This window comes from Frigidibacter sp., assembly GCF_030695035.1.
Lineage (GTDB): Bacteria > Pseudomonadota > Alphaproteobacteria > Rhodobacterales > Rhodobacteraceae > Frigidibacter.
In genome coordinates this window covers 989,007-1,000,309 of sequence record NZ_JAUYTT010000008.1, presented here as the reverse complement: position 1 = coordinate 1,000,309, position 11,303 = coordinate 989,007, and the positions used below count along the sequence as shown (strand labels likewise).

9 protein-coding genes and 2 pseudogenes are annotated in these 11,303 nt (G+C 62.6%); 5 read left to right on the top strand and 6 right to left on the bottom strand.

What is annotated here, in order from left to right:
- Positions 1-83 precede the first annotated feature (83 nt).
- On the top strand, positions 84-1,394 hold the full coding sequence (locus Q8S30_RS08950; protein ID WP_066813747.1) for a glycosyltransferase: 1,311 nt from the start codon (positions 84-86) through the stop codon (positions 1,392-1,394).
- A gap of 66 nt (positions 1,395-1,460) precedes the next feature.
- Complete coding sequence (locus Q8S30_RS08945) at positions 1,461-2,108, top strand: lysophospholipid acyltransferase family protein (protein ID WP_066813745.1); 648 nt, start codon at positions 1,461-1,463, stop codon at positions 2,106-2,108.
- 372 nt (positions 2,109-2,480) lie between these two features.
- On the opposite strand, the gene Q8S30_RS08940 is transcribed toward Q8S30_RS08945, so the two are convergent.
- Both Q8S30_RS08940 and Q8S30_RS08935 read right to left on the bottom strand, forming a co-directional pair.
- Positions 2,481-2,741: a hypothetical protein gene (locus Q8S30_RS08940; protein ID WP_066813743.1), complete on the bottom strand. Its 261-nt coding sequence runs from the start codon at positions 2,739-2,741 to the stop codon at positions 2,481-2,483.
- Between the two features lie 77 nt (positions 2,742-2,818).
- On the bottom strand, positions 2,819-3,415 hold the full coding sequence (locus Q8S30_RS08935) for a hypothetical protein (RefSeq protein WP_066813741.1): 597 nt from the start codon (positions 3,413-3,415) through the stop codon (positions 2,819-2,821).
- Positions 3,416-3,671: 256 nt separating this feature from the next.
- Here Q8S30_RS08935 and Q8S30_RS08930 point away from each other — a divergent pair.
- A pseudogene (locus Q8S30_RS08930) lies at positions 3,672-3,797 on the top strand (IS5/IS1182 family transposase); the annotation flags it as partial.
- A 198-nt stretch (positions 3,798-3,995) separates the two neighbouring features.
- Here Q8S30_RS08930 and Q8S30_RS08925 read toward each other — a convergent pair.
- From Q8S30_RS08925 to Q8S30_RS08910, 4 genes are all read right to left on the bottom strand, one after another.
- Positions 3,996-5,108 carry an ABC transporter permease gene (locus tag Q8S30_RS08925; protein ID WP_305665652.1) on the bottom strand — a complete coding sequence of 371 codons (1,113 nt, stop codon included), beginning with the start codon at positions 5,106-5,108 and terminating at the stop codon, positions 3,996-3,998.
- A 3-nt stretch (positions 5,109-5,111) separates the two neighbouring features.
- Positions 5,112-7,847, bottom strand: coding sequence for a ribosome-associated ATPase/putative transporter RbbA (rbbA, locus tag Q8S30_RS08920; RefSeq protein ID WP_066813737.1), 2,736 nt, complete (start codon positions 7,845-7,847; stop codon positions 5,112-5,114).
- Complete coding sequence (locus tag Q8S30_RS08915) at positions 7,844-8,911, bottom strand: HlyD family secretion protein (protein ID WP_066813731.1); 1,068 nt, start codon at positions 8,909-8,911, stop codon at positions 7,844-7,846. The genes rbbA and Q8S30_RS08915 overlap by 4 nt, the downstream gene beginning before the upstream one ends.
- Positions 8,912-9,133: 222 nt before the next feature.
- Complete coding sequence (locus Q8S30_RS08910) at positions 9,134-9,436, bottom strand: helix-turn-helix domain-containing protein (protein ID WP_236937765.1); 303 nt, start codon at positions 9,434-9,436, stop codon at positions 9,134-9,136.
- A 42-nt stretch (positions 9,437-9,478) separates the two neighbouring features.
- Here Q8S30_RS08910 and Q8S30_RS08905 point away from each other — a divergent pair.
- Positions 9,479-9,758, top strand: a pseudogene (locus tag Q8S30_RS08905) (hypothetical protein); the annotation flags it as partial.
- Between the two features lie 214 nt (positions 9,759-9,972).
- Positions 9,973-11,211, top strand: coding sequence for an MFS transporter (locus tag Q8S30_RS08900; RefSeq protein WP_305665651.1), 1,239 nt, complete (start codon positions 9,973-9,975; stop codon positions 11,209-11,211).
- Positions 11,212-11,303 lie beyond the last annotated feature (92 nt).

The following is an 11,303-nucleotide window of genomic DNA, read 5'->3' as shown; positions in this document are numbered from 1 at the left end:
GAGCGGGGGGACAAAAGAAACCGCGCGATGTGTCGGCCGATTTGCGCCGCAGGGTCAAATTGCCGTTCCGCAGGATGCATGCCATGGGAAATGAGGAAGCAGTCTTCGTGAAAATCGCCATCTTCACCAATACGTTCAGCCCCCATGTCGGCGGCGTGGCGCGCAGCGTCAATAGCCTTGCGGATGGGTTGCGCGCGCGCGGGCATCAGGTCTTGGTGGTGGCGCCGAAGTTCCCGGATCATGAAGAATCGACCGACGACACCGTTCGTATTCCCGCCTATCAGCAATTTGCCGGCACCGATTTTTCGGTGCCCAGCCCCGTCAGCCTGTCACTGACGAGGCGGCTCGATGCGTTCGCGCCCGATATCGTTCATTCGCACCACCCGTTTCTTCTGGGCGGCACTGCGCTGCGCGTCGCCTCGGCACGCAATATCCCGATCGTCTACACCTATCACACGCGCTATGACCTTTATGGCCATTACGTGATCCAAGACTCAGATATCACCCGGCGCCTCGCGCTGGGTCTTTCGATCGGCTACTGCAACCTGTGCGACGCAGTGATCGCCCCGAGTAAAAGCATCGCCACCTTCGCTGCGCAGAACGGAGTGAAGACGATGACGGTGGTCATCCCCACCGGGGTGAATACCGTGCCGCTGGACGAAACCGACACCGCCGGACTGCGCGCGCGCTACGCGATCCCAGCCGATGCGTTTGTCGTTGGCCACGTCGGGCGGCTGGCGCAGGAAAAGAACCTCGGCTACCTGACAGATGCTCTGATCCGGTTTCTCCATGCCGCGCCCGACGCGCATGCGCTCATCACCGGCCATGGCGAGATGAGTGCGCCGATGGCCGCTGACTTTGCCGAGGCGGGCGTGGCGCGCCGGGTTCACATGACCGGGGTCCTCACCGGGGTCGACCTGTCCCGGGCTTACGCGAGCATGGACGTGTTCGCGTTCTCGTCGGTCTCGGAGACACAAGGGCTGGTGCTGATCGAGGCAATGGCCACCGGCGCGCCGGTGCTGGCGCTCGATGCGCCCGGCGCGCGCGACGTGGTCTTAGACCGCGAAAACGGCCGACTGCTGGCGGGCGATGCCTCGACCGAGACCTTCGCCGAAACACTGGGCTGGTTCGCCGACCGCTCGCCGGACGAGGTTGGCGACATGCGGGTCCGGGCGAAAAGGACTGCGGCTGAATTCTCGCAGGAGGCCACGATCCAGAAAACCCTCGATCTCTACGCGGCACTGATCGAACGTCAGCCGATCCGCCCGTCGATCGAAGACAGCGCCTGGAACGCCGCCAAGCGCCGGCTTGCGGAACAATGGCGCACCGTCGGGCACATGGCATATGCGCTCACCGACGCGGTTCTGATGCCGGAGCGGCCAACCGATGAATAGGTGCCCCCCCGACTGCCGAAATCCTGCCGAAATCGCCGGGTCACGAAACCGGGTTCCGGGGCCGTCATGCCCTTGATCGCAAGTATCAACGCAATCCTGGCGCGTTTCTCGGGCAATGCCATTGCTTTTGTCTATCATCGCTGGAGCGCCTCGTGGTCGGTGGACAAGGCCGAAATCTCCCGACTGGAAGAGTTGTCGTCTGCGGGCGAAGGCGTGATCCTGGTGTTCTGGCACGGCAAATTCCTGCCGCTGTTCGCGTTGCTCGAAGGCCAGCACGCGGTTGTCTTCACCAGCGACGGGTTTCGCGGTGCTGTCATCGCCCAGATCTGCCAGAGGTTCGGGCATGTGCCCTCGATCCTCCCGCCGGGCGGGCAGGGTGCCGCCTACCGGCACATGATCCGGGAAACGCGGCACGGCAAGACTATCGCCTTTGCCACAGACGGACCGCTCGGACCGCATCGCCAGGCCAAGCCCGGCGCGGTTCGGATGGCGTCGCAACTTGGGTTCCTGATCTTGCCGGTTTCGGCCGAGAGCCAGCCCGCGCGCGTGATGGAAAAGCGCTGGGACAAGCGCGTATGGCCGCATTGGGGCGCTACCGTCACGCTTCGGACTGGAGACCCCATTCGCATACCCGCCGGTCTGAAAGGGGACGCGGTTCGCAAGTGGACGGCAATCGTGACACAAGCCATTGACGCAAACGAGCACCGCAAGTGATTGCCCGTGTTCAGAGGAAACGGCCGCTCCTGGAAGTTGCGCCCAGAGTATCCGTGTTGATCAAGCGGTGTTTTGGTGTCCATTTTCGATCTGCTTTGACCAGTGCATTTGCGGTTTCGATGAGTTTTCTCATGACGGCGACTATTGCAGATATCTACACCGCCGTCAGCACAGCGACAATAAATCGAGGTGCGCTTGCATTTGTCTGTTTCCTTTGAGAACGAAAGAGCCGACGGATTGATTTATCCGTCAGCTCACCACCTTGTTTTCCATCCAGACTGACTATCGAACTTCATCAGGAAGGGCCGAATTCGGTCTTTGCTTTTTCCCAAGCCTCGGTGAATGCAGAAAACGAGTTGGAAAAACCCGTTTTCACATCATCCCGCCCCAGTCGTTGCGAATTCTGACTTCAAGCTGACCAATGTCCGTGTCGATTTTTTCAAGAGATGCCTTGGAATATGCAACGAGTTCATCGCGTTTGTCGAAAGCATAGTCCTTGGTGACCTGAACCAGCGCTTTCGCTTCTGCCTTGACGGCTTCAAAACTGGTTTCGGCAAAAGCCGGAGCTGTGAATATTGCGACGGCGAGACTTGCAAGCAGCAGTGCACTTTTTGGATTGAACTTGATGGTCATTTTGTGTGCCTTTTTATTGGCCGAAGCGTGAATCAGCAGACGTCAAAGCCTGCCGATTTCATTCGTGCCTAAGCTTCTCACACGGCTCTGAAAGCTTTCTGCATTTCATCGATCGCCTTATCGTAAGCCTTGCGGGATTGTGAAAGCGCTTCCCGCATTGCGGACCAGGAAGTATGGCTGGCCACTTTGACGTTGCGAAGTTTTTGCTCTGCTTCGTGGAGATCGCGCTCAAGCTTCGCAGCAGCGGCTTCGACGTCTTTCGTCCGCTCGCCTAGAAACTCTTTTGCGGCTGCATTGTTCTTCTGAATCGTTTCGTCCCAGGCCTTGCGCTGCGCATCAATCCGGGCGCTAAACGCGGACTGGTATTCACCCACTCGTTCGGAAACCGTGTCAAAATAGTCATCGACACCAATTTCGAATTTGTTCCATTCACTTTCCATCTCCGCCTTGGCCGCAGACCATTCCTGTTCTGTCATCGCCAGGGCTCCCTCGGCCCGTGCCTGAAATGCATCACGCCGCTTTTTCATGTCTGCGATGATGTCCATGGCCTTCCGGCTTGCTGCATCTTTTTGGTGTTCGATTTTGGACTCGAACAGCGCAAGCGACGCATCCATTTCATTAAGGTGGCTTTTGGCCCACTCCACATAGGGGTGAATATGGCTCTGGTTTGTCATCGCAATCTCCTTTGATGAGCGTGTTTAAACCGACATTTCCCAAGTGGCCTGCCGTTTGACAGCAAGATCGCCAGAGTCTGCCCGCTGGACAAGCGCTTTTCGCGCCCGAGCGGCGTCGGCGGTCGCGCAGACGGCTGGAACTGGGTGGATCGGCCCGCGAATCCGCCGAATCCTTGCCTGGCGTCGGCGTCTTTTCGCGCAGCGGACAGACCTGCCCTGCCGCTTTCGTACAGTTTGGGCCTGGATTGCGGCAAGGAAGGCCTTCGGCGAGCGCATCGTCGCAAGAGATCCCGACCGCCAGACCGCCGAAATCCAGATCCGCATCGCCCTCAGGAACCGCTTCTCAGTCCTCGGCACCGCCGAGATCGTCCGCGTGGCATGAGGCCATCGGGGAAAGGGGGAAGTCACACCTCAGGCGTGAGTTGCGCAACAACGCCAATCAGAAGTCAAACGATTTGGGAATCCCGAACGTCAACAGCCCCTGGGCGCTTCACGACCAGATCAAAAATCATTCGGCGGGCCGTAACGCGCGATACCGGAGTGCGCAACGCCGCGCGGCGCAGCAATGGCTTGCACCGGTTCAGCGCAGAAAGGTGCGGAACCGGTGCAAGGCGAAGGCGAACATCGCTGATCCGATCAGGGTTAGTGCCAGGAGTTGTGGCCAGACCACCGAAAGCCCGGCGCCACGGAACAACACCCCCTGTGCGAGCGCGATGAAATGCGTGTTGGGCGCCGCCAGCATGACGTATTGCACGGCTTCGGGCATCGACTCGCGCGGGGTGACACCGCCCGACAGGATCTCAAGCGGCAACAGCACCAGCAAAAGCAGCATGGCAAACTTCGGCATCGAGCCTGCGATGGTGGCCAGCAGGATCCCCATCGAAGTCGTGGCGAAAAGGTGCAAGGCCGCGCCCACGAGGAACAGCGCGACCGATCCCTCGACCGGTATGCCCATCACCCCCTGAACCATGAAGGCAAGCGAGAGCGCCGCCGCCGCCAGCACCACACCTCCCATGCTGAGGACCTTGCTTGTCATGATCTCGGCGGCGGTCACGGGCATGACCAACAGATGCTCCAATGTGCCGTGGTCGCGCTCGCGGATCAAGGCAGCCCCTGAAAGGATGATCGAAAGCATGGTCACGGCACTGATGAGCGCGACCATCGCCCCGAACCACGCTGGATCAAGTGCAGGGTTGAAACGGGCGCGCAGGGCAAGGTCAACAGGCATTGCAGGCTGGGCCGCGTCGCGCGCCAGCCATCCCGTTACCTCCTGGTTGATCATGGCCTCGATGTGGCCTGCACCGATGAAGGCCTGAGTGATGCGTGTGGCGTCGACATTGAGCTGCATCTCGGGTCGGTTCCCGGCCAGCAGGCCGCGCTGGAAATTGGGCGGGATCACGAGGGAGAACGTGTCGAAGCCGGCATCCATCCGGGCATCCATTTCTGCGATGTCGATTTGCGCGGGAGGCACGAAATACGGCGACAGGAACGCGCCGGCCATGCGGCGTGAAAGCGGCGACGCGTCCTCGTCCACGATGCCGATCGTGGCGCGGTTCAGCCCCCCGGGGATGGCCGTCGCGCTGACATAGATGTCGAGCGTGAAGGCATAGGCAACCAGCACCATCAGAAGCGGATCGCGCAACAGCCCGCGAAGCTCCTTCAATGACAGGTGGAGAACATGCCTCAGGCGCATCGGCTATTTCTCCTGTTTGCGCACGAATATGGCACCCAGCACCACCAGAACGGGCACAAGCGCCAGCATCGGCAGGAAAGACCCGCTCAGATCGCCAAAACCCAGCGCCTTGGCAAAGGTGCCGCGGGAGATCGTGACGAAATGGCTGGTGGGATAGACCCCGCCGATCACCCGGCCCATGCCGTCCAGTGAAGATACCGGATCAATGATGCCGCCATACTGTATGGCCGGAATGATCGTCACCAGTGCGGTGAAGAACAAGGCGGCGACCTGACTTTTGGTGAAAGCGGAAATCAGCAGGCCCAGCCCGGTGGCCAGCACGACATAGACAAGCGCCCCCACCGAAAGTGCCAGCAGGCTGCCCTTGACCGGGACCCCGAATACCACCACCGCCAGGGCCAGCAACAGAAGGAAGTTCAGAAAACCCAGCACGACATAAGGCATCTGTTTGCCCAGCAGGAATTCCAGCCGCCGTGCCGGGGTGACATAGAGGTTCACGATGGAGCCTGTCTCCTTCTCGCGCGCGACGGACAGGACGGCCAGCGTGGCCGGGATCAGCATCAGCAACAGCGGGATCATCGCCGGCACGATGGCGGCCAGACTTTGGACATCGGGGTTGTAGCGGTAGCGCACCTCAAGCGTGAAGTTTCCTGCCACCGCGTCATCGCCAAACGCCTGCCGCACCTGTTCGGTCAGCCAGTGAAGGTGCATGCCCTGGACATATCCGCGCACCGTATCGGCGCGCATCGGCATGGCACCGTCAAACCATGCGCCAATGGCGACGGAGCGGCCGCGTTCGAGATCGGTGGCAAACCCCGGGGGAATTTCCAGCGCCAGGCTGATCTCATCCGCCCGCATCCGTTGATCCAGATCAGCATGGTCGATCAGCGGCGTCAGCTCCTCGAAATAGCGCGACCCGGCCAGTTCGTTGACATAGGCTTGGCTGGCAACCGTCTGGTCAAAATCAAGCACAGCGAATTTGATATTGTTGACATCAAGCGAAATGCCATAGCCGAGCACGATCATCAGGATCACGCTGCCTAGGCTTGCGAGCATCAGGCGGATCGGATCGCGGCGCAACTCCAGCGCCTCGCGCCACGAAAAGCTCAGCAGCCGCGCAAGGCTGAACCCGGCGCGCCGCCGCCCTGCTGCCGTGGCCTGGTCGGCGGCGAGGCCCTTGCGGGTCACAGGCGCTGTGTTCGCGCCTTGCGCGCGTTTCAGGTGATGGACAAAGGCATCGTCCAGTGTCTCTGCGGCGGTCTCCTCGCGGATTGCTTCGGGCGTGTCGCTGACAAGCACACGGCCTTCGTGCATCAGCGAAATCCTGTCGCAGCGCGTGGCCTCGGACATGTAGTGGGTGGAGATGAAGATCGTCACGCCGTCTATTCGGGACAAATCGATCAGTGATTGCCAGAAGATATCGCGCGCCACCGGGTCCACCCCCGAGGTTGGCTCGTCCAGGATCAGGATTTCGGGGCGGTGGATCAGTGCAACGGCCAGCGACAGGCGCTGACGAATTCCAAGTGGCAGGCGCAGGGGCAGGCTGTCGAGCACCTCTTCAAGATCAAACCGACGCGCAAGTTCCGCGATCCGCGGGCTGATCTCGGCGGGCGTCATGTCGAAAAGCCGCGCGTGCAGATCAAGGTTCTGCCGCACCGTCAGCTCGGAATAGAGCGAGAAGGACTGCGTCATGTAGCCGATGCGCTTGCGGGTGGCCATGTCACGGGCGTCAACCTTGTGGCCATAGATCCGCGTGGTGCCTGAACTCGGGGCCAGAAGCCCGGTCAGCGCCTTCATGGTGGTGGTCTTGCCGCAGCCGTTGGAGCCCAGAAAGCCGAAGATCTCGCCGCGCTTGATGCGAAAGCTCACCTCCCTGACAGCGGTGAAATCGTCAAACCGCACCGTGAGGTTTTCGGCCTCGATGACGTTTTCGGCGTCGAACGCAGTGTCGCGCGGCGGCACGTTCAGGGCATGGTGCCGGCGGCGTTTCTCCTCGGGCAGAAGTGCGATGAAGGCCGCGTCGAGATCCGCAGCGCCGCTGCGTTCCAGAATCTCGGCGAGGCTGCCGGTTGCCAGCACCTTGCCAGCGTCCATCGCCACCAGATGATCGAAACGCGCAGCCTCTTCCATATAGGCGCTCGACACAAGCAGACTCATGCCCGGACGATCAGAGCGGATGCGCTCGATCAAGGTCCAGAATTCCCGCCGCGACAGCGGATCGACACCCGTGGTCGGCTCATCGAGAACCAGAAGGTCGGGATCATGGATCAGCGCGCAGCAAAGGCCCAGTTTCTGCTTCATCCCGCCCGAGAGCTTGCCCGCCGCGCGGTCGGCAAAGGGGGCGAGATCGGTCGCCAGGAGCAAGTCGGCGATACGATGCGCGCGCTCCTGCTGGCGCTCGCCAAAGAGGCGTCCGAAAAAATCGACATTCTCCCGCACCGAAAGCGTTGGGTAAAGGTTTCGCCCCAGCCCCTGTGGCATATAGGCGATGCGCGGGGCAATCCGCGCGCGATGCCCGGCACGGGCCATGTCGCCCCCCAGCACCTCGAGCCGCCCCTCCTGCATCTGCCGCGCCCCGACGATGAGCGCCAGAAGGCTCGACTTGCCAACGCCGTCTGGCCCTATGATGCCAACGGAACAGCCTGTAGGCAGATCGATCGAAACCTCGTCCAAAGCCCGGATCGTCCCATAGCGGAGCGACAGCCCGTCTGCGCGCACCACGAGCCCGGCATCGGTCATTCCAGCACCTGACCCTGAGCCGCAGCCGGCCAGGGCGAGGCAGGATCCAGCCGCACCCAGGCGACGCCGGGCAATCCGGTCTTGATCTGTTCGAGATACCTGCCCAACAAGTCCGGCGCGATCGTGGCACGGACCCTGAACATCAGTTTCTCGCGCTCGATTTCTGTCTCGACAGTTCTGGGGGTGAACTGGGCCACACTCGATACGAAAGAAACATGGGCAGGGATGACGATACCGGGTGCTGCATCAAGAAGAAGGCGAACCTCGGTTCCCAGCCCGATTTGCCCCGCCGCGGCGGTCGGAAGGAAAAACGTCATGTAAACGTCGTTGAGGTCAACCATGTTGACGACGCGCCCGCCGGCACCCACGACCTCGCCCTCCCGAGCGATGATATACTGAATCCGACCCGCCCGGGGCGCGTTCAATGTGCTGTCCTCGATCTGCACGTCGATCACCTCGATCGCCGCCGTTGCCGCCGCCACCGCCGCCTCGGCCCCGATCACCGCCGCTTCGGCTGCGGACACACCGATCCGCGCCGCCGCAAGCATCGCCTCGGCCGAAGCGACCGCAGCCTCGGCGCCAAGCGCGTTCGACCGGTCGATATCAAGCTGCCGTTCGGAGGCAACACTGCTTCCCGCCAGCGCCTCGGACCGCGCAAACTGGCGCTGCGCGGCATCCAGGGCCGATTGCCGCTGCGCCAGACCCGCCTCGGCCGCGCGCACTTCGGCCTGACGCTGCCGGATCATCAGGCGGGCGTTTTTGACCGCGATCTCGGTACGGCGCAGTTCCGCCTCTGCCTGGTGCCGGTTGGCTTTCAACTGACGTGTGTCAAGCGTGACCAGCGGCTGACCCGCCTCGACCAGCCCGCCCTCTCGCACCAGGATCGCTTCAATCCGTCCGGGAAGCTTCGAGGCCACATCAATTTCGACCGCTTCGATCCGCCCGTTGCCGCGCGCGAAACCTTCCGCAACCACATCCGCACGGTTGCTCTGCCAGAAGAAGTAGCCGAACACGGCACCAGCGATAACAATCGCGGCCATGAGAATGGGTCTGGTGTTCGTCATGTTGTGCTCGATTACTGTTTGGGGCCGGATTCCGTGAAGTCATCGACAGATGACCTCACCAATAAACTCTCTGCTAGCGATCTTGCAAACGCGCCAATCGGCTCCGCTTGAGTGGTCGGACTCGCCTTGCCCCTCGGTTTCGTCATTTGAACGGCTCCTGCTCGCATCGCGGGTGCTGCCTGGTGCGCTGACGACCGGCAGGTCGCCACCGGAGCATGCTGGTCAGCACTCTAACTTTTCTTGCCGGGTGGAGCAATCAACCAACGCCGAAGGCATTGTCTTCAAAGACCCCTCAACCTTCCATCGTTCCGCGATACTTCCCAGCGCCTCCAGAACGCTGTGCAGGTCGTTGCCGCGCGGCGTCAGGCCATAGGTCGCCGCAGGCGGAATAGTCTCCGCCTGTTCCCGCCAGATCACCCCGGCCGCCTGCAACATTCGCAACCGTTCCGTCAGCATGCGGGTCGATATCCCCGGCACGGCACGTTTCAGTGCCCCGAACCTTTGCGGACCCTGATCGCACAGCACCCAGATGATATAACTCGTCCACGGACCCGTCAGCAGGCGCAGAATGGCTGGCGGGATGTCCTTGATCCCGTCATGGCCCGGTATGCTGGCCGCGACCTTGGGGGCCGGTTCTTCCGGGCCGATGCCGCCGATGCGATCCCCGCGATCTATGAGCGGCTGGAGGAGGCGGGTTGCATCGCCGAGAAGGAAGATCGGAGCCCGCGTCGTGCGTCACGCCCGCGCCATCACTTTCCAGCTGGCCGAGGTGGCCGTCACCGGCGCGATGGTGCGCGCCATCCTCGCTGCCATCCGCCGATTGCGAGCGCCACCGTCATGCGCATGACCGCGATCCGGACCCAAACCGAACGAAAACGGCAGGACAGGTCTGTCCGCCATGCTGAAAAACGGCGCCGCCGGGCCAGGATTCTGCGGGTTCGCGGCGTGATCCGCCCAGCTCCAGGCGTTTGCGCGACCGCAGACGCCGCTCGGCGCGAAAAACGTTTGTCCGGCGGGCAAAATCAGGCGACCTTGATGTCAGACGGCAGGCCACTTGGGGAATGTCGGATGAAAAGAGCATGATGGCGACGCCGCGAGACAAGGGCAATTTTCGCGGCTTGCCGCGAAGTATCTGGGCGCTCGGCTTTGTCAGCATGCTGATGGATATCTCGTCCGAGATGATCCACGGGCTGTTGCCGGTGTTTCTGGTCACTGTGATGGGGGCCAGCACCGTGACCGTGGGCCTGATCGAGGGTATCGGCGAAGCAACGGCGAACATCACCAAGCTGGCCTCGGGCCTGATCAGCGACCGCTGGGGCAGGCGCAAACCGCTGGCGGCTCTGGGCTATGGGCTGTCCACCCTCTCTAAACCGCTGTTCGCGCTGGCGCCCTCGGCGGGGATCGTCCTGGGCGCGCGGTTTGCCGACCGGGTGGGCAAGGGCATTCGCGGTGCGCCGCGCGATGCGCTGGTGGGGGAACTGGCACCGCCCGGTAAACGGGGCGCGGCCTTTGGCCTGCGACAATCGCTGGACAGCGTCGGGGCCTTTGTCGGCCCGCTGCTGGCAATCGCGCTGATGGCGGTATTCTCGGACCAGTTCCGCACTGTGTTCTGGCTGGCGGCGATCCCGGGTGTGCTGGCGGTTCTGCTTCTGGTTCTGGTGGTGCGCGAACCCGCGCGCGCGCCGGTCGCCACGCCACGGCCCACACCGATCAGCCTGCGCAATCCGGGCGCCCTGGGACGGCATTTCTGGGGTGTGGTGGCGCTTGGCGGAGTGATGACATTGGCGCGGTTCACCGAGGCCTTCGTGATTCTGCGCGCCGAAAACCTGGGTCTGGCGCTGGCATTGGCGCCGCTGATCCTGGTGGTCGTGAGCCTGGTCTACGCGGCGTCGGCCTATCCGGTCGGCATCCTGTCGGACCGGATCGGGCGCACCGGGCTGTTGGCGTCGGGGTTCTTGGTGCTGATCGCCGCCGACGCGGTCCTGGCGCTCGCCGGGTCTTTGTCGGCGGTCTTTGCGGGCGCGGCGCTCTGGGGGCTGCATCTGGGGCTGACGCAGGGGCTGTTGTCGGCGCTGGTGGCCGAGCACGCGCCGGTGGACCTGAAGGCCACCGCCTTTGGCGTGTTCAACCTGGTGACGGGCATCGCCCTGTTGCTAGCCAGCCTTCTGGCGGGCGCGCTTTGGCAACTGTTCGGACCGGCGGCCACCTTCTGGACCAGCGGCGCACTGGCAATGGCGGGGCTGGCGGGGTTCCTGATCGTGTCCCGCAAGCGGCCCGCCGCGCCAACACCAGACCCCTAGACGGACAGGGATCGCAGACCGAGAGCCGCCGGTCTTGCCCGCAGCACCGCCAGACGGTCACGGACCTCCGCACGCACCACGCCCGCGCGCGG